Below are 19,132 nucleotides of genomic sequence, written 5' to 3' on the forward strand. Positions count from 1 at the left end.
GAAACGGGCCTTCGTTTGGCCCATTCCGGGCATATATACCGGCCATCTGTTGACTTGCGCGTGTCCTGCGGGTTTCTAACCGCAGGCACATTTATGGCCGTTTTTACGGCCTGACACTCCTGATTGATTGCATCCGTCATGATCGAAAAGACCTATCAGCCCGCCGATATCGAAGCCCGCATCGCGGCGGCGTGGGAGAGCGAAGGCGCCTTCAAGGCTGGCCGTCCCGAACGCAAGGATGCCGAGCCCTACACGATCGTGATCCCACCGCCGAACGTGACCGGCTCGCTGCATATGGGCCACGCCCTCAACAACACGCTGCAGGACGTGCTGTGTCGCTTCGAGCGCATGCGCGGCCGCGACGTGCTGTGGCAACCGGGCACGGACCACGCCGGCATCGCGACCCAGATGGTGGTCGAGCGCCAGTTGATGGAGCGCAAGGAGCCCGGCCGCCGCGAGATGGGCCGCGAGGCCTTCCTTGAACGCGTCTGGAAGTGGAAGGCCGAGAGCGGCGGCACCATCGTCAATCAGTTGAAGCGCCTCGGCGCATCCTGCGACTGGTCGCGCGAGCGCTTCACCATGGATGAGGGGCTGTCCGAGGCCGTCATTAAGGTGTTCGTGCAACTGTATCGCGAGGGCCTGATCTACAAGGACAAGCGTCTGGTCAATTGGGACCCGAAGCTGCTGACTGCGATCTCCGATCTTGAAGTGCAGCAGGTCGAGGTCAAGGGCAGCCTCTGGCACCTGCGCTATCCGATCGAGGGCAAGACCTTCAATCCGGAAGATCCGTCGAGCTTCATCGTCGTCGCGACCACGCGTCCGGAGACGATGCTGGGCGACAGCGGCGTTGCCGTGAATCCGAGCGACGAACGCTATATCGATCTGATCGGCAAGAAGGTCGTGCTGCCGCTGGTCGGCCGCCTGATCCCGATCGTCGGCGATGAATATTCCGATCCCGAAAAGGGATCGGGCGCGGTCAAGATCACGCCGGCGCATGACTTCAACGACTTCGACGTCGGCAATCGTCACGGCCTCGCGCGCATCAGCATTCTCGACATCGAAGGCAAGCTCGCGCTGGCTGACAACGAGGACTATCTGCGCGGCCTGCCGGAAGGCACGTCGCAGCTCGTTGAAGAACTCCATGGCATGGAGCGCTTCGCCGCGCGCAAGGCCATCGTGCAGCGGCTGGAGGATTTCGGCTTCCTAGAAAAGATCGAGCCGAATGTTCACATGGTCCCGCATGGCGACCGTTCGAATGTCGTCATCGAGCCGTTCTTGACCGACCAGTGGTATGTCGACGCCCACACCATGGCGCAGCCGGCGATTGCCGCTGTGCGCACCGGTGCCACTGAATTCGTGCCGAAGAACTGGGAAAAGACCTATTACGAATGGATGGAGAACATCCAGCCGTGGTGCATCTCGCGCCAGCTGTGGTGGGGCCATCAGATCCCGGCCTGGTACGGCCCGGACGGCAAGGTGTTCGTCGCCGAGACCGAGGACGAGGCCGTCGGCCATGCGCTCGGCTACTATGTCGAGCAGGAGCACATCACCGAAGAGCAGGCCCGCGAGATGGCGGAAGATCCTGACAAGCGCGCCGGCTTCATCACCCGCGATGAAGACGTGCTCGACACCTGGTTTTCGTCGGCGCTCTGGCCGTTCTCGACACTCGGCTGGCCGCAGACCGATGAAGACGTGAAGCGCTATTACCCGACCAACACGCTCGTCACCGGCTTCGACATCATCTTCTTCTGGGTCGCCCGCATGATGATGATGGGCATGCACTTCATGAAGGACGTGCCGTTCCCGACCGTCTACATCCACGCCCTCGTTCGCGACGAGAAGGGCGCCAAGATGTCGAAGTCGAAGGGCAACGTCATCGATCCCCTGAACCTGATTGATCAGTTCGGCGCCGACGCGCTGCGCTTCACGCTGGCCGCCATGGCGGCGCAGGGCCGCGACATCAAGCTCGCGACATCGCGTGTCGAGGGCTATCGCAATTTCGCGACAAAACTCTGGAATGCGTGCCGCTTCGCCGAGATGAACGAGTGCGTGCTGCCGGCCGGCTTCGATCCGACCGCCGCGAAGGAAGTGCTCAATCGCTGGATCGCGCATGAGACCGTCAAGGCGACGCGCGAAGTGACCGAAGCCATCGAGGCGTATCGCTTCAATGACGCCGCAGGCGCCGCCTATCGCTTCGTCTGGAACGTGTATTGCGACTGGTATCTCGAACTCGCCAAGCCCTTCATGATGGGCGAGGACGGGCCGGCCAAGGCCGAGACGCGCGCCATGGTCGCCTGGGCGCGCGATGAGATTCTGAAGCTGCTGCATCCGTTCATGCCCTTCATCACCGAAGAGCTGTGGGCGGTGACGGCAAAGCGTGATGGCCTGCTGGTGTTGACGCCGTGGTCGCGCAAGGCCACCGGCATCACCCGCGAGCAGGAGGCGCTCATTGTTGCCACCGCAGCGAGCGATCCGATCGTCGCGCCGATCCTGCTCGGGGACAACGCGCAGGCGCCGGCCGACTTCACGGATGACGCCGCCGAAGCCGAAATCGGCTGGGTGGTCGATCTCATCACAGCGGTGCGCTCGCTGCGCGCCGAGATGAATATCGCACCGGCCACGCTGACGCCGCTGGTGCTGGTGGCAACCTCGGCCGAGACCCAGGCCCGCGCGCAGCGCTGGAGCGATGTCATCAAGCGCCTCGCGCGCCTTGGCGACATCTCGTTTGCGGACAAGGCGGCGGAAGGCACCGTGCAGTTGATCGTGCGCGGCGAAGTCGCCGGCCTGCCGCTCAAGGGCCTGATCGACGTCGCGGCCGAGCAGGCGCGTCTCGAAAAGGAACTCGCCAAGGCCGAAGGCGATATCAAACGCGCCGACGCAAAGCTCTCGAACGAGAAGTTCGTGGCGAATGCCGCGGAAGAGGTTGTCGAGGAAGAGCGCGAGAAGCGCGCGGCTGCCGAAGCGCGGAAGGCAAAGGTGCTGGAAGCGCTGGAGCGGCTGAAGGGGATGTCGTAGGGGCGCGGTCATCTCTCACTTTCATCCCCGCGAAAGCGGGGATCCAGTAGACATCGACGCCTATGATAAGCACGCCGCCCGTACTTACTGGGTCGCCCGGTCAAGCCGGGCGACGACAACGGGGAATGTGCGCGCTTCCTTATTTCGCGAACGGCTTGCTCAGATACTTCGACCCGCGCACGCCATAGCGCCACGGATACTCTACCGCCTTGCTGATCCCAATCCGGATGCCCGCCACCACGTCGGGTACCTCGGTCCGCGCGAATATTTCGATCGGCGGCTTGTCCAGCGCCAGCGCGTTATGGGCAAGACCGATGCCGAGCGCCTGGCACAGCCGGCCAGGCCCGGAACAGAGCAGCCGCTCATCTTCCACCCCGCGCCGCGTCCGCATCTCGTCCAGTCCAAAGGTGGGCTGCAACGCGCGGATCAGCACGGCACTGGCTGAGCCCTCGGCCTCGCAGACCGCATTCACGCAATAGACCTGATGGATGCGATAAACATAGGCAAAGCCGGCGGGGCCGAACATGACCCGGTTGCGCGGCGTAGGCCCGTTGAACGAATGCGCGGCCGGATCGGTGTGATGATAGGCCTCCACTTCCACGATCAGGCCACCGACGCCATCTACGAGCAAGGTCGCGCCGATCAGTTCCGGAGCAACCTCATGGACGCTGCGGTCAAAGAACTTGCGATTCAGTGCTTTGCCGAGCTTGGGGGTGGTTTGGTCAGGTTTTCGGGCCATTCTCTTACGATATGCTTGGATGCAGGGCCGGGTCGGGCGAGGGCGGGTTGCGAGCGGGCGTCCGGCGGATTACCTAGAGCGTTGCACAGAACGGACAATTCATGGTCACCGTCCTCGATACCGTATCATCGTCGCAAATCCGTCCGCGTCATCCTGAAAAGGTGAATCGTCCGGACAATTTTTCGCCGCAGAAGCCGGACTGGATCCGCGTGCGTGCGCCGACAAGCCGTGGCTATGGCGACACCCGCAAGATCGTCAAGGAGAACGGCCTCGTCACCGTGTGCGAGGAGGCCGGCTGCCCGAATATCGGCGAGTGCTGGCAGAAGAAGCATGCCACCTTCATGATCATGGGTGACACCTGCACCCGTGCCTGTGCGTTCTGTAACGTCAAGACCGGCATGCCGAACGCGCTCGACGCGATGGAGCCGGCCCATGTCGCCGAAGCCGTGCGCAAACTCGGCCTGCATCACGTGGTCATCACCTCGGTGGACCGGGACGATCTCGCCGATGGCGGCGCCGAACATTTTGCGCAGACCATCCGCGCCATCCGTGAGGCGTGTCCGACCACCACCATCGAAATCCTGACGCCGGACTTTTTGCGCAAGCCGGGCGCCCTGGAAGTCGTCGTTGCGGCGAAGCCGGATGTGTTCAACCACAATCTCGAAACCGTGCCGTCGCGCTACCTCACGGTCCGCCCCGGCGCGCGCTACTTCCATTCGCTGCGGCTGTTGCAGAAGGTGAAGGATCTCGATCCCACCATCTTCACCAAGTCGGGCATCATGGTCGGGCTCGGCGAGGAGCGGCCGGAAGTGCTGCAGGTGATGGACGACATGCGCTCGGCCGACATCGACTTCCTCACCATCGGGCAATATCTGCAGCCGACCCGCAAGCACCATGTCGTGTCGCGCTATGTGACGCCGGATGAATTCGCAGGCTATGAGAAGGTCGCCTACACGAAAGGCTTCCTGATGGTGTCGGCCTCGCCGCTGACCCGCTCGTCGCATCATGCCGGCGAGGATTTTGCCAAGCTCAAGGCGGCGCGCGAAGCCATCGCGCGCTGAGTGATCGAGAATGCCGAGATTTGCCAACAAGCGCCGGGTGCGCCACAGCGCGCCGCAGATGTTCGACCTCGTGGCCGATGTCGAGCGCTATCCGGAGTTCGTCCCGCTCTGCAAGGCGCTGAAGATACGCCAGCGCACGCCGAATGCCGACGGCACCGAAGTGATCGTTGCCGACATGACGGTTTCTTTCAAGCTGGTGCAGGAGAGCTTTACGAGCAAGGTCACGCTCGACCGCATTAATCTGAAGATCCTCGTCGAATATCTGCGTGGCCCGTTCAGCAATCTCGAAAATCGATGGACGTTCGAGTCGAAGAGCGAGACCGAATGCGATGTCGGCTTCTTCATCAATTACGAATTCAAAAGCCGTATGCTGGCCTTGCTGATGGGCTCGATGTTCGACGCAGCGTTCCAGCGCTTTGCCGCGGCGTTCGAGAAGCGGGCGGATGAGGTGTATCGGGCGAAAGCGTAGAATGGGTTGAGCGCAGCGTTACTTATCCTACGCTTACTCCGCCTTGGGTTTTGGCTTGATCGGCTTCTTCACCGGCCTTGTGGCCGCCTTGCGTCGCGGTGACCGCGCCACCCGCGTCCGCACGCTGCTCGCGAGTTCGCGCTTCTTCGCCGCTTGCTGCGGCCCGCGCGCCAATTCCATCAGCATCCGCAGCGCTTCCAGCACCGAGCGCTGACGCACCGCCGAGCGACCGATCGCACCGAACCGGAATTCCTTATCGACAATCCGTCCATCACGCGCGGCCACGGCAAAGTGCACGAGGCCGACCGGCTTGCCCGGCGTCGCGCCGCCGGGGCCGGCGATGCCGGTGATGGACACCGCAAGATCGACATCGGCTTCTTCCAGCGCGCCGACGGCCATCTGGATGGCGGTCTCCTTGCTGACGGCGCCAAAGCTCTCCAGCGTCGTCGCCTTGACGCCAAGCATCTTGCGCTTGGCGTCATTGGAATAGGTGACAAAACCTCGGTCGATCACGTCAGACGAGCCCGGGATTTCCGTCAATGCGCCGGCGACGAGGCCGCCGGTACAACTCTCCGCCGTTGCGATCGTCAGCTTGCGGCTGCGACACAGATCGAGCAGCGCGCGGGAGAGGGCTCTTGCGTCGCTGCCAGCCATGTCAGTCCACCCAGGGTAGGCGGATCGTCGCCGCCGCGGTTGCTGCGATGCCTTCCTCGCGGCCGGTGAAGCCGAGACGCTCGCTGGTCGTTGCCTTCACTGCGACGCGCGACACCGGCACGCCGGAGATCTCGCTGATGCGCGTGCGCATGGCGTCACGCAGCGGGCCGATTTTCGGCCGTTCGCAGATCAGCGTCACTTCGAGATTGGCGATCTTGCCGCCGCGCGCGGTCACGCGGCCGACGGCATATTCCAGAAACTTGTCGGACGCTGCGCCCTTCCATTGCGGATCGCTCGGCGGAAAGTGCGAACCGATATCGCCGTCGGCCAATGCGCCGAGGATCGCGTCGACCAGCGCATGCAGACCGACGTCGCCGTCGGAGTGCGCAAGGAAGCCGCGCGTATGTGGTACGCGAACGCCGCAGATCATCAGGTGATCGCCATCGCCGAAGGCGTGCACGTCATAGCCCGTGCCCATGCGGATATCGCCGAGCGAGGCGGCGAGGCGGGCTTCTTCGCGGGAAAAATCTTCGGGAGTCGTCAGCTTCATATTTGCAGGATCGCCTTCAAAGGTTGCCACGGTCAATCCCGCCCATTCAGCGAGTGCGGCATCGTCGGTGAAATCGTCACGTCCCTCGGCTGCGGCACGACGATGCGCCGCGAGGATGACATCGAAACGAAAGGCTTGTGGCGTCTGTGCGATGCGCAGTTTTGCGCGCTCGGGTGTCGCCTCCACATGACCTTCGCCGTTGACGACCTTGATCGTGTCCACGACCGGCGCTGTCGGCACCGCGGCGCCGGTGAGCTGGGCAGCGGCAATCGCGCGCTCGATCACGGCCGGGGAGACGAAGGGACGGGCGGCGTCGTGAATCAGCACAATCTCCGGCGCGTGAGCGGCCAGTGCTTCCAGCCCGGCATGCACCGACGCCTGGCGAGTCGCGCCGCCATTGGCGGGAGCCTGGTACCGGAGCCCTGCGACGGCCTCATTGAACAGGGCGACATCGTCGGGGTTGGTGATCGGCTGCACAGCGAACACCTGTGGATGCGCGCAGAAAGGCTCCATGGCGCGCGCGATGACAGGTCGGCCGCCGATGGTGCGATATTGCTTCGGACCGCCGCCTCCGGCGCGCAGCCCCCGGCCGGCAGCAACGATGATGGCGGCGGTTTTCGGTGATTTTGTCATCAGGCTCAGGTGATTAAGGGGTAATCGTTTGTCGCACAGCCCTTAGCACGGTCGCGCCGAAAAACAGTAGGTTTGCGTGAGCATGACGCATAAACGTGCATTGCTGCACTGCACTTGCAAAGCTGTTGGCTTTGGCTAATGTGTAGGCATGAACGTTGACTGCACAACAAATGTGCGCATACTGCGCCCAGTCGCCGCAATGCTGCGGGACCGAGTAACGTGAGCAAGTCTGTGAACCCGGACGCATCATACAGCAAACGGTTGAAGATTGGTGACGTTGAAATCGCCAATCGGGTCGTGCTTGCGCCGATGTCGGGGATTACCGATGCCCCGTTCCGTCGCCTGACCGCAGAGCTTGGTGCCGGCCTCGTGGTCTCAGAAATGACCGCCAGCGACGATCTCGTGAATGGCCGTCCGATGTCAGTCCTGCGCTGCGAGGCCACCGGGATCGGTCCGCATGTGGTGCAGCTCGCCGGCTGCGAGGCGCACTGGATGGCCGAGGGCGCACGGATCGCCGAGGGCAGTGGTGCTGACATCATCGATATCAATATGGGCTGTCCGGCGCGGCACGTGACCGGTGGCCAGTCTGGCTCGGCGCTGATGCGAGATCTGGATCACGCGCTGAGGCTGATCGAGGCCACGATTTCCGCGGTGAAAGTCCCGGTCACGCTGAAAATGCGGCTCGGCTGGGACGACCGCTCGATGAATGCCTCCGAACTCGCGCGTCGCGCAGAGGAGGCGGGTGTCCAGCTCATCACCGTACACGGCCGCACCCGCTGCCAGTTCTACAAGGGTGACGCCAATTGGGATGCCGTACGTCCGGTGAAGGACGCAGTGAACATCCCCGTCGTCGTCAATGGCGACATCACCTCTTACGACAAGGCCGTAAGCGCGCTTGAAGCCTCCGGCGCCGATGCGGTCATGGTCGGCCGCGGCGCCTATGGTCAGCCATGGTTGCCCGGTCAGATCGGCCGTCAGCTCGAAAGCGGCATTGCTGAACTTGCGCCGACGCTGGAGCAGCAGCTCGCTTATGTCGTCGCACTCTACGATCACGTGTGCCGCCATTACGGTCTGCGCATTGGCCTGCGCCATGCGCGCAAGCATCTCGGCTGGGCCCTCGATGCTGCCGCGGCCTCGAGCAGCGCGCCGGCTGAAAAGCTCAAGACTTGGCGCGGAAGAATTCTCACCTCCGAAGATCCGTCCGGCGTGCATCGCGCGCTGAACGAGGCCTTCGACGATTTCGCATGGAGTGCTGCCGCATGAGCGCCGCAGAATATCGCCGGCCAGCCCCCGCCGACAGCGAGGCCATCCTCAACGCGCTGCCGCATCCGATCCTTGTGATCGCGCCGGACGGCAAAATCGTCGATGCCAACATGTCCGCGGAATCCTTCTTCGACATTTCCGCGCAATTCCTGCGCCGGCAGTCGCTGAAGGAGCTGGTGCCGTTCGGCAGTCCGCTGCTGGCGCTGATCGATCAGGTGCGCGCGGCCAATTCGCCGGTGAACGAATACAAGGTCGATCTCGGCACCCCGCGCATTGGCGGCGATCGGCAGGTCGATCTGCATGTGGCGCCGCTCACCGAGCGTGCTGGCCATATCGTGGTGATGCTGCAGGAACGTACCATCGCCGACAAGATGGACCGCCAGCTGACCCATCGCAGCGCCGCGCGGTCGGTGACGGCACTGGCCGCCATGCTGGCCCATGAGATCAAGAACCCGCTCTCCGGTATCCGCGGCGCCGCGCAACTGCTGGAGCAGCAGGCCTCAGCCGAAGATCGCATGCTGACCCGCCTGATCACCGACGAGGCCGACCGCATCGTCACGCTGGTCGACCGGATGGAAGTGTTCGGCGATGAGCGCCCGGTGGCGCGTGGCCCGGTCAACATCCACTCGGTCCTCGACCATGTGAAGCGCCTCGCGCAGTCCGGATTCGCGCGAAATATCCGTTTCATCGAGGATTACGATCCGTCGCTGCCGCCGGTGCTGGCCAATCAGGACCAGCTCATCCAGGTCTTCCTGAATCTGGTGAAGAACGCCGCCGAGGCCATTGTCGATCTTGGCTCGGACGGCGAGATCCAGCTCACCACGGCGTTCCGCCCGGGCGTGCGCCTGTCGGTGCCGGGCAAGAAGTCGCGCGTGTCGCTGCCGCTGGAATTCTGCGTCAAGGACAACGGCCCCGGTGTTCCCGAAGACCTGTTGCCGAACCTGTTCGATCCCTTTGTGACGACCAAGCCGACCGGAAGCGGCCTGGGTCTTGCATTGGTCGCGAAGATCATCGGCGATCACGGCGGGATCATCGAGTGCGAGTCCCAACCCCGAAAGACGACCTTCCGCGTGCTGTTGCCGATGTTCAATCCAGCGAAGACCATTGATCCGAGCAGCGACGATGCGCGTGCATCGTCCGGCTCGCAGACTTAAGTAGAGGACTGACGATGCCTGCAGGAAGTATTCTGGTTGCGGATGATGATACGGCGATCCGCACGGTCCTCAATCAGGCGCTCTCACGCGCGGGATACGAGGTGCGCCTCACCGGTAACGCCGCCACATTGTGGCGCTGGGTGAGCCAGGGGGAGGGCGATCTCGTCATCACCGACGTGGTGATGCCTGACGAAAACGCTTTCGACCTTCTCCCGCGCATCAAGAAGATGCGGCCCAATCTGCCGGTCATCGTGATGAGCGCGCAGAACACCTTCATGACCGCGATCCGCGCGTCGGAGCGGGGTGCCTACGAATATCTCCCGAAGCCGTTCGACCTGAAGGAGTTGATCGCCATCGTCGGCCGCGCTCTGGCGGAGCCGAAGGAGCGGGTGGCCAGCAATGACGATGACGGCGAGTTCGACTCGATCCCGCTGGTCGGCCGCTCGCCGGCGATGCAGGAGATCTACCGCGTCCTCGCCCGCCTGATGCAGACCGATCTGACGGTCATGATCTCCGGCGAGAGCGGCACCGGCAAGGAACTGGTCGCCCGCGCGCTGCACGACTACGGCAAGCGTCGCAACGGCCCGTTCGTCGCGGTCAACATGGCGGCGATCCCGCGTGACCTCATCGAGTCCGAACTGTTCGGCCATGAGCGCGGCGCATTCACCGGCGCCAATGCCCGCGCCACCGGCCGGTTCGAGCAGGCCGAAGGCGGCACGCTGTTTCTCGACGAAATCGGCGATATGCCGATGGAAGCACAGACCCGTCTGCTGCGCGTGCTGCAGCAGGGCGAATACACCACGGTTGGCGGCCGCACCCCGATCAAGACTGACGTCCGCATCGTCGCGGCATCGAACAAGGACCTCCGCATCCTGATCCAGCAGGGCCTGTTCCGCGAGGATCTGTTCTTCCGCCTCAATGTCGTGCCGCTGCGCCTGCCGCCGCTGCGCGAACGCATCGAAGATCTGCCGGACCTGATCCGCCATTTCTTCGCACTCGCCGAGAAGGACGGCCTGCCGCCGAAGAAGCTCGACGCCTTGGCGCTCGAGCGGATGAAGCAGCATCGCTGGCCCGGTAACGTCCGCGAACTGGAAAACCTCGCCCGTCGTCTGGCGGCCCTCTATCCGCAGGACGTCATCACGGGTCCGGTGATCGATGGTGAACTCGCGCCGCCGGCTGTGGTCTCGGGTGGTAACGCGCCGACCACCGTGGATAATCTGGGTGGGGCCGTGGAGGTCTATCTGTCCTCTCACTTCTCCAGCTTCCCGAACGGCGTGCCGCCGCCGGGCCTCTATCATCGCATCCTTCGCGAGATCGAGGTGCCGTTGCTGACCGCTGCTTTGGCCGCGACGCGCGGGAATCAGATTCGCGCCGCCGATCTGCTCGGTCTCAACCGCAACACATTGCGGAAGAAGATCAGGGATCTGGATATTCAGGTGTATCGCACCGGCGGGTGATCGCTTCTACGGTCGGACATTCCTTATTTTTCATCGTTCAAACGGTGAAATTGAGCGAGTTGCGCAATCCGCGGCTGTACCACGCCGCGGATTTGTCGTAATTGAGCAACATTGTTGTATGATTGCATCAGTGCGCGGTAGGTAGCGACCCAGCCCGCGTAACGGCTCGCTCAGCAAAAAATCCCGGAATGACGAACGCAGAGACGTCTCCACCAGTCTTCGAACCATCGGTATTCGAGTCGCGCAGGCCTCTGCGACGGCTGTTCGTGCCCGTGGCCGTGGGGATGGCGCTGCTCTCGGCCTGTTTCACCTTCCTCGTTCTCAATGGCCTGACGCCACTCGCGCCCACCCATCTGGTGGTCGTCTCCTTCCTGCTGATCAATGCCGCCACCGTCCTGCTGCTGGTGCTGATCATTGCGCGGGAGATCTGGAAGGTCGTGCAAGCCCGGCGCCGCGGCAGGGCAGCGGCGCGGCTGCATGTGCAGATCGTCAGCCTCTTCTCGGTCATTGCGGTACTGCCAGCGGTGCTGGTGTCCATCGTTGCCAACGTCACCCTCGATCGCGGCCTCGATCGCCTGTTCTCGGGTCCGACCAAGGCGGTGATAGGCAATTCGATGACGGTGGCGCGCGCTTATGTGAACGAGCATGCGCAACTGATCGGCGGCGACATCCTCGGCATGGCGGATGATCTCGCCCGTATCCAGCCGCTGTTCTATCAGGATCGCGGCACGTTCCGGTCGCTGATGCTGGCGAATGCCAAGGCGCGCAACCTGCCGGGCGCCATGCTGATCGACAAGGATCGCACGGTCCTCGAACCCGACCAGCCCGGCGTGAAGCCGGAATTCGAGCCGCCGCCGGCCGAGTTTCTGGTCAATGTCGGCAATGCCGAACCCGCCATCACCATCATTCCCGATGGCAACTATGTCGCCGCGGTCATCAAGCTGCGCGCTTTCGACAACATGTATCTCTATGTCGCGCGAAAACTGGATCCGCGCGTCGTCGCCCAGATGGCACAGACCCAGGCCAGCGTCGCTGATTACACCGAGCTGGAATCCCGTCGCCTCGGCATCCAGATCGCCTTCGGCCTGATGTTCACCGTCATCGCGCTGACGGTGCTGATGTCGGCCGTGCTGATCGGCCTCAACTTCTCGAACTGGCTGGTGGCCCCGATACGCCGTCTCGTCAGTGCCGCCAACATGGTCTCGACTGGTGACCTCCATGTGCAGGTGCCTGTGATCCAGTCGGAAGGCGATCTCGCCCATCTCGGCGAGACCTTCAACAAGATGACATCGGAACTGCGCACCCAGCGCGACGAGTTGGTCTCGGCTTCGGACGTCATCGACAGCCGCCGCCGCTTCATCGAGGCCGTGCTGTCGTCGGCCAGCGCCGGCATCATCGGCGTCGACGGCTCCAACATCATCGGCATTCTCAACCGGTCCGCCGAGAAGCTGGTTGGTCATTCGGAATCCGAAGTGCTGGGCCATCCCCTGCACGAGATCATCCCCGAACTCGACGAGCTCATGCAGAACGCCCGCGAAAGCTCGCAGCGCCGGGTGCAGGGGCAGATCACCATCGATCGCGAAGGGCGGGAGCGCAATCTCTCCGTTCGCATTTCCGCTGAGCAAACGAGCCAGTCCCGCGACAGCTACATCATCACCCTCGACGACATCACCGATCTCGTGTCTGCGCAGCGCACGTCGGCCTGGGCCGACGTGGCACGCCGCATCGCCCATGAGATCAAGAATCCGCTGACGCCGATCCAGCTCTCCGCCGAGCGCATCAAGCGCAAATTCGGCAAGGTCATCACTGATGACAAGCAGATCTTCGAGCAATGCACCGACACCATCGTGCGCCAGGTCGAGGACATCCGCCGCATGGTGGACGAATTCTCGCGCTTTGCGCGGATGCCGAAGCCCGTGATCGAGGGCGAGGATGTCGCCGATACCGTCCGCCAGGCGGTCTTCTTGATGCGCGTCGGCCATCCCGAACTCGACCTTACTGCCGAGATCAAGGAAGAGCCGCTGCGGGCGCAGTTCGACCGCCGGCTGATCTCGCAAGCGCTCACCAACATCATCAAGAACGCCGCCGAGGCCATTGAGGCCGTGCCGCCGGAAGAACTCGGCAAAGGTCGCATTGACGTCACAGCGTTCAGCGAGAACGGCCAGATCGTCATCGACGTCGTCGATAACGGCATCGGCCTGCCGACCAGCAACCGTTCGCGCCTGCTCGAGCCCTATGTGACCACGCGCGAGAAAGGCACCGGCCTGGGCCTCGCCATCGTCGGTAAGGTGCTTGAAGATCACGGCGGGGGTATCGAGCTCGGAGACGCTTCCAGCATCAAGCCGGGCCAGCGCGGCGCCTGGATGCGGTTGCGTTTCGCCATCTCCGGCCAGAAGCCCGATGCGGGGAGCGGAGAGGCGAAGACGTCTTCCGACAAAGAAACGAAGATCGAAGCCGTCACCGGCAGTTGAACAGAAGAAACGTGACCAGGATTTTTTGAGCCATGGCAAATGACATTCTGATCGTCGACGACGAAGCCGATATCCGCGACCTCGTCGCGGGTATTCTGGAGGACGAAGGTTTCACGACGCGCACCGCGCGCGACAGTGACAGCGCGCTCAACGAAATTTCTAACCGGCGTCCCAATCTCGTCTTTCTCGACATCTGGCTACAGGGCAGCAAGCTGGACGGCCTGCAGCTGCTCGAACAGGTGAAGAAGGACAACCCGGACCTGCCGGTCGTCATGATCTCCGGCCACGGCAATATCGAAACCGCGGTCGCCGCCATCAAGCGCGGTGCCTATGACTTCATCGAGAAGCCGTTCAAGGCTGATCGTCTGATCCTCGTCGCCACCCGCGCGCTCGAGACCTCCCGCCTCAAACGCGAGGTGCGCGAACTCAAGCAGATGGCGCCGATCGCCAGCAAGGTGACCGGCCGCTCAGCTGCCATGAACCAGCTGCGCCAGACCATCGATCGCGCTGCCAAGGCGAACAGCCGCATCCTCATCGTCGGCCCATCTGGGGCCGGCAAGGAGCTGGCCGCACGCACGCTGCACGCCTCGTCCTCGCGCGCCAACGGCCCGTTCGTGGTCATCAACGCGGCGGCGATCACGCCGGAGCGCATGGAACTGGAGCTGTTCGGCACCGAGCAGACCAATGGCGAACAGCAGCGCAAGGCCGGCGCGCTGGAGGAAGCCCATGGCGGCACGCTGTTCATCGACGAGATCGGCGATCTGCCGCGCGAGACCCAGAACAAGATCCTGCGCGTTCTGGTCGATCAGACCTTCATGCGGGCAGGGGGCACGACCAAGGTCAGTGTCGATGTCCGCATCATCTCCTCCACCGCCCGCAACCTCGAAGAGGAAATCGCGGCCGGTACCTTCCGCGAGGATCTCTATCACCGCCTGTCTGTGGTGCCGATCCGTGTCCCGCCGCTGTCCGAGCATCGCGAGGACATCCCGGAGCTGATCGAATTCTTCATGGAGCAGATTTCCGCCAATACCGGCCTGCCCAAGCGCCAGATCGGCCAGGATGCCATGGCCGTGCTGCAGTCCCATGTCTGGCCCGGCAATGTCCGCCAGCTTCGCAACAACGTCGAGCGCGTCATGATCCTTGCCGGCGGCGGGCCGGAGGTGATCATCACCGCCGACATGCTGCCGCAGGACGTCGGCTCCATGGTCCCGTCGATGCCGACCTCCAACAATGGCGAGCACATCATGGGCCTGCCGCTGCGCGAGGCGCGCGAAGTGTTCGAGCGCGATTATCTGATTGCGCAGATCAGCCGTTTCTCCGGTAACATCTCGCGCACCGCCGAATTCGTCGGCATGGAGCGCTCCGCCCTGCATCGCAAATTGAAGGCGCTCGGCGTCGGCTAAATCACTCTCACTCACGCAACGGAAATCGACGATGTCGCGTATTGCCTATGTCAATGGTCGCTACGACAACCTGTCCGACGCCGCGGTCAATGTGGAAGATCGCGGCTATCAGTTTGCCGACGGCGTCTATGAGGTTTGCGAGATCGTCGGCGGCAAGATGGTCGATTTCCCGCGTCACATGGCGCGCCTCGAACGCTCGCTGCGTGAACTCCGCATCGCCATGCCGATGGCGCTGACCTCGCTGAAGGTCATCATGCAAGAAGTCGTCCGCCGCAACCGGATCAATTACGGCATCGTCTATCTGCAGGTCACCCGCGGCGTGGCCCATCGTGATCACGGCTTTCCGTCGCCCGAGGTGAAGCCGAGTGTGGTTGTGACAGCGAAATCGCTGAACTTTGCCAAGAACCAGGCGTCGGCCGAACGGGGCGTGAAGGTGATCACCACCGCCGAGAACCGCTGGCCGCGCGTGGACATCAAGAGCGTCGGCCTGCTGCCAAACGTGCTGGCCCGGCAAGAAGCCCGCGACAAGGGCGCCTATGAAGCCTGGTATGTGGACGACAAGGGCTTTGTCACCGAAGGTGCTTCCTGCAATGCCTGGATCATCACCAGGGACGGCAAGGTGATCACCAAGAGTGCCGAGCGAGGCATCCTGTCGGGCATCACCCGTGCCGTGCTTGTCGAGGTGCTGGCCTCGCTGCAGCTCAAGCTGGAGGAGCGGAACTTCACGCCGGAGGAGGCCGCCAATGCCGCCGAGGCCTTCGTGTCCTCCGCGAGTCAGATCGTGATGCCGGTCATCGCCATTGATGAAAAGCCGATCGGCAACGGTAAGCCGGGACCGACTGCGCTGCGTTTGCGCCAGGAATTCCATAAATTTGCAGACATTGCGTAAGGTTTGCCGCATTTCCAGGCACGATTCCGTGTGGCGGCTTGCCTTCACACGCCGTCTGCCGTCTAATCGCGGCGTTTCGCGCCCCGAGGGGGATCTTTGGGCGATGAGACAGTCAGGCGACGCCCCAGAGAGGGCGGGCCGGGCGTAAGAAAAGCAACAAAACAGACACAACAGACTGCGGGATTAAAAAAAATGGCGGCAGACCGCGCACAAAATCTACAGGACACCTTCCTCAACCACGTTCGCAAGACCAAGACACCTCTGACGATCTTCCTCGTAAACGGCGTCAAGCTGCAGGGAATCGTCACCTGGTTCGACAATTTCTGTCTTCTGCTCCGCCGCGACGGTCACTCGCAGCTGGTGTATAAGCATGCGATCTCGACCATCATGCCGGGCGCGCCGATCCAGTTGTTCGAAGGCGGCGAAGAAGCCTGAGCGAACGCCTGAAAGATCTCTGATTGGAATTTCGTAGCTTCGAAGGCAATGCTGCCGACCGCCCCGCGGCCGGCAGCGAATCGACCGGCCGCGTTCTCGTGGTCGGTCCCTATTTGCGCGAACGCCGCGGCGATGCCGAGGCCAGCGCCTATGCTCATGTCCGCGACACCGAAGCCCGGCTCGAAGAGGCGGTCGGTCTCGCACGCGCCATCGATCTTGAGGTGATCGAGGCGGTCGCAGCCCCACTCAGCCAGATTCGTCCCGCCACCTATCTCGGCAAGGGCAAGGTCGAGGAGATCGCGGGTCTCATCGCCGCCAACGAGATCGGCATCGTGGTCATGGACTGCGCCCTGTCGCCGATCCAGCAGCGCAATCTCGAGAAAGAGCTGAAGGCCAAAGTGCTCGATCGCACCGGCCTCATCCTCGAAATTTTCGGCCGCCGCGCCAAGACCAAGGAAGGCACGCTGCAGGTCGAACTCGCGCATCTGAACTATCAGCGCAGCCGCCTAGTACGCTCATGGACGCATCTTGAGCGCCAGCGCGGCGGCTTCGGCTTCATGGGCGGTCCCGGCGAGACCCAGATCGAAGCGGATCGCCGCATGATCGGTGACCGCATCGGCCGGCTCGAGGCCGACCTGAAGAAGGTGCAGGCCACGCGTCGGCTGCATCGTGCCGGCCGCCAGCGCGTGCCGTATCGCGTCGTGGCCTTGGTCGGCTACACCAATGCCGGCAAGTCCACGCTGTTCAACCGCCTGACCCGCGCCGACGTGCAGGCCGAGGACATGCTGTTCGCCACCCTCGATCCGACGCTGCGCGCGCTCACGCTGCCCCATGGCGGCAAGGCGATGCTGTCCGACACCGTCGGCTTCATCTCCAACCTGCCGACCCAACTCGTCGCCGCTTTCCGTGCGACGCTGGAGGAGGTGCTGGAAGCCGACATCATCCTGCATGTGCGCGACATCTCCCATGAAGATGCCGAAGCGCAGCAGAGCGACGTCGACAATGTCCTGCGCCAGCTTGGCATCGACATGGATGCAGGTGCGGGCGCACGCATTCTCGAAGTCTGGAACAAGATCGACCGCTTCTCGGAAGAAGAGCGCGAAAACCTCGCGAATATCGCCGCGCGACGCCCCACCGAAAGCCCGGTGTTCATGGTCTCTGCCGTGACGGGCGAGGGCGTGAACGAACTCCTCACCGCCATCGAGGACCGGCTTGCCGCCACGCGCATCACCCTCGACCTCACGATCGACGCCGCCGACGGCGCCGGCATCAGCTGGCTGCATCGCAATGCCGAGGTGCTGGTGAAGGAACTGCACGAAGGCCATTTCGACATGACCGTGCGTGTGGACGAGACCAAGCGCGACGTCGTGATCAATCGTTTCAATGCGGTGCTGCGCGCAGACTAGATCGCGCGGGTGGCGATCAGCACCGAGATCGACAGCAACACGCAGATAATCACCGTGATGAATGGCAGCATCGCGCGATAGGCGTCGCGCTCGTGGCCGGGCGTTCCGGCAAGATTGCAGACGATCGACATCCGCACCGGCGACACCATGTTGAGCGATAGCGCAGCCGCATGCTGCAAGGCGACCACAGCCGCGACATCAAGTCCGGCCTCGGTTGCCAAGCTCAGTTGCGACGGCATGAACAGGCCATTGGCGGCATTGCCGCTATTGGCGAGCGCGCCGAACACGGCCGAGATCATCGGCGTCACCGTCACCGACCAGACCCCGAATGTGCTGTACATGCCGCGCGCCAGACCATCGGCGATGCCGGAGCGCGACAGCAGTTCGGCCATCATCGAGAAGATGACGATGGTCATGACGGCGAGGCGCCCGGTCTTCCAGGCTGAGCCGATCTCGCTCGACAGGGCATGACGATGGCCGCGCAGAACGCCAGTCAGGAGTGCAGCGATGACGAGCCATGTGCCGGCATGGAACAAGGGTGCCCAGATGGGCACACCGTCAAAGGGCTGAATGCGCCACACCGCCTGCAGGCCCTGATTGAGCGGCGGCACAAGCCGCGTCGCGGCGAGCCAGCCGATCAGGAGCGTGAAAGGCAGCATGCGCCGGGCTGCAATTAGGAGCTTCGCGTTATCCGGCCGTTCATCGATCAGGTAGCGCAGCACGATGGCCGGGCCGAAAGCCGCCAGCATCGCCGGCTCCGGTCCGAGATACGCCGTTGCAACAATGGCCAATCCCAGGCTGCCGACAAGCCACACCATTTCGCTGACGCGCTCGCGCCAGTCGGCACCGATGCCGGCGCGATCGGCCATCCGCCAATAGATCGGCAGCCACAGCACGTTGAAGATCATGTAGATTGCACTGGTGCGCAGCGCGAGGGCGGTCGGGTCCATGCGCGCGAACGCGGCGCCGACGACCGCACCGCTGCCCATGGCACCCCAGACGATCATGGTCTGGCTGATCAGCGAGAAGGCGAGCAACTCGATCGGCTTCAGGCCGAGGCGGCGGATCAGCACCATGGTCCCCATGATGCCGATGCCGAAGCCCGTTGCGGACTCTGCAAAGGGGCCGATCAGATAGCAGGCCGTGAACAGCAGGCGCCGCCGGGCGCGGGCGTCAGGCAGCGATTCCTCGACCGGCATGGCGGCATTGCCGGTCCGGATCGCCATTTGCCAGAACAGCAGGCCGCCAAGGATATAGGGAACGACGATCCAGCCGATCCACGCTCCGCGCAGCAAGGCCGTGCTGGCATCGGCGATTGAAAAGACGTGTGGCGCCGTCGTCATTGCGACGGCGAAAGCCGTGGCGAGGCCGATCAGCGAGGCGGGCAGGGCACCACCCAATCCGCTGCCGATAACGCCGATCACAGCGATCGCAGGTAATGCCCAGGCGAGATAAAGCAAAGCTCAGCCCCCGAACGCGCTGGTCAGGAGGCCGGTCGCGCAAGCGACGCGCGATCATCCGGAGCGAGCTGAA

General features: G+C 63.3%; 15 protein-coding genes. 11 read left to right on the forward strand and 4 right to left on the reverse strand.

Annotated elements, in window-relative coordinates; translation table 11 throughout:
* Window positions 1–138 precede the first annotated feature (138 nt).
* Window positions 139–3,015 carry a valine--tRNA ligase gene (locus tag ACIQ17_RS03350; protein WP_398465368.1) on the forward strand — a complete coding sequence of 959 codons (2,877 nt, stop codon included), beginning with the start codon at window positions 139–141 and terminating at the stop codon, window positions 3,013–3,015.
* Window positions 3,016–3,154: 139 nt separating this feature from the next.
* Here the strand turns inward: ACIQ17_RS03350 and ACIQ17_RS03355 are convergent, their stop codons facing one another.
* Window positions 3,155–3,754: a DNA-3-methyladenine glycosylase gene (locus ACIQ17_RS03355; RefSeq protein WP_398465370.1), complete on the reverse strand. Its 600-nt coding sequence runs from the start codon at window positions 3,752–3,754 to the stop codon at window positions 3,155–3,157.
* Between the two features lie 101 nt (window positions 3,755–3,855).
* Here ACIQ17_RS03355 and lipA point away from each other — a divergent pair, with 101 nt between their 5' ends.
* Entirely contained in the window at window positions 3,856–4,815 is a 960-nt protein-coding gene (gene lipA, locus ACIQ17_RS03360) for a lipoyl synthase (protein WP_398465372.1), read from the forward strand.
* Window positions 4,816–4,825: 10 nt separating this feature from the next.
* Entirely contained in the window at window positions 4,826–5,284 is a 459-nt protein-coding gene (locus tag ACIQ17_RS03365) for a type II toxin-antitoxin system RatA family toxin (RefSeq protein ID WP_398465374.1), read from the forward strand.
* 33 nt (window positions 5,285–5,317) lie between these two features.
* On the opposite strand, the gene ACIQ17_RS03370 is transcribed toward ACIQ17_RS03365, so the two are convergent.
* Window positions 5,318–5,938, reverse strand: a complete 621-nt coding sequence (locus ACIQ17_RS03370; RefSeq protein WP_398465376.1) for a CinA family protein — start codon at window positions 5,936–5,938, stop codon at window positions 5,318–5,320.
* A gap of 1 nt (window position 5,939) precedes the next feature.
* A complete protein-coding gene (locus tag ACIQ17_RS03375) occupies window positions 5,940–7,121 on the reverse strand; it encodes a bifunctional 2-C-methyl-D-erythritol 4-phosphate cytidylyltransferase/2-C-methyl-D-erythritol 2,4-cyclodiphosphate synthase (RefSeq protein WP_398465378.1) in 1,182 nt (393 codons plus the stop codon).
* 261 nt (window positions 7,122–7,382) lie between these two features.
* Here ACIQ17_RS03375 and dusB point away from each other — a divergent pair, with 261 nt between their 5' ends.
* The 8 genes from dusB (at window position 7,383) to hflX (ending at window position 17,599) form a co-directional block, all read left to right on the forward strand.
* On the forward strand, window positions 7,383–8,384 hold the full coding sequence (dusB, locus tag ACIQ17_RS03380; protein WP_398465412.1) for a tRNA dihydrouridine synthase DusB: 1,002 nt from the start codon (window positions 7,383–7,385) through the stop codon (window positions 8,382–8,384).
* On the forward strand, window positions 8,381–9,538 hold the full coding sequence (locus ACIQ17_RS03385; RefSeq protein ID WP_398465380.1) for a nitrogen regulation protein NR(II): 1,158 nt from the start codon (window positions 8,381–8,383) through the stop codon (window positions 9,536–9,538). Before dusB ends, ACIQ17_RS03385 begins: the two co-directional genes overlap by 4 nt.
* A 14-nt stretch (window positions 9,539–9,552) precedes the next feature.
* Entirely contained in the window at window positions 9,553–10,995 is a 1,443-nt protein-coding gene (gene ntrC, locus ACIQ17_RS03390; RefSeq protein ID WP_233021612.1) for a nitrogen regulation protein NR(I), read from the forward strand.
* Window positions 10,996–11,183: 188 nt separating this feature from the next.
* The gene (locus tag ACIQ17_RS03395) at window positions 11,184–13,466 is read left to right on the forward strand and encodes an ATP-binding protein (RefSeq protein ID WP_398465383.1); all 2,283 of its coding nucleotides are present in this window, start codon (window positions 11,184–11,186) and stop codon (window positions 13,464–13,466) included.
* 32 nt (window positions 13,467–13,498) lie between these two features.
* Window positions 13,499–14,869, forward strand: a complete 1,371-nt coding sequence (locus ACIQ17_RS03400; protein WP_398465385.1) for a sigma-54-dependent transcriptional regulator — start codon at window positions 13,499–13,501, stop codon at window positions 14,867–14,869.
* A 31-nt stretch (window positions 14,870–14,900) separates the two neighbouring features.
* Window positions 14,901–15,758, forward strand: coding sequence for a D-amino-acid transaminase (locus tag ACIQ17_RS03405; RefSeq protein ID WP_398465387.1), 858 nt, complete (start codon window positions 14,901–14,903; stop codon window positions 15,756–15,758).
* A 192-nt stretch (window positions 15,759–15,950) separates the two neighbouring features.
* The gene (gene hfq, locus ACIQ17_RS03410; protein ID WP_211908183.1) at window positions 15,951–16,193 is read left to right on the forward strand and encodes an RNA chaperone Hfq; all 243 of its coding nucleotides are present in this window, start codon (window positions 15,951–15,953) and stop codon (window positions 16,191–16,193) included.
* Between the two features lie 23 nt (window positions 16,194–16,216).
* Window positions 16,217–17,599 (forward strand): GTPase HflX, encoded by a 1,383-nt coding sequence (hflX, locus tag ACIQ17_RS03415; protein WP_398465390.1) that lies wholly within the window; start codon window positions 16,217–16,219, stop codon window positions 17,597–17,599.
* On the opposite strand, the gene ACIQ17_RS03420 is transcribed toward hflX, so the two are convergent.
* Window positions 17,596–19,059, reverse strand: coding sequence for an L-lactate permease (locus ACIQ17_RS03420; RefSeq protein ID WP_398465392.1), 1,464 nt, complete (start codon window positions 19,057–19,059; stop codon window positions 17,596–17,598). The genes hflX and ACIQ17_RS03420 overlap by 4 nt on opposite strands.
* Between the last annotated feature and the right edge of the window lie 73 nt (window positions 19,060–19,132).

The organism is Tardiphaga sp. (genome assembly GCF_044340795.1).
Lineage (GTDB): Bacteria > Pseudomonadota > Alphaproteobacteria > Rhizobiales > Xanthobacteraceae > Tardiphaga.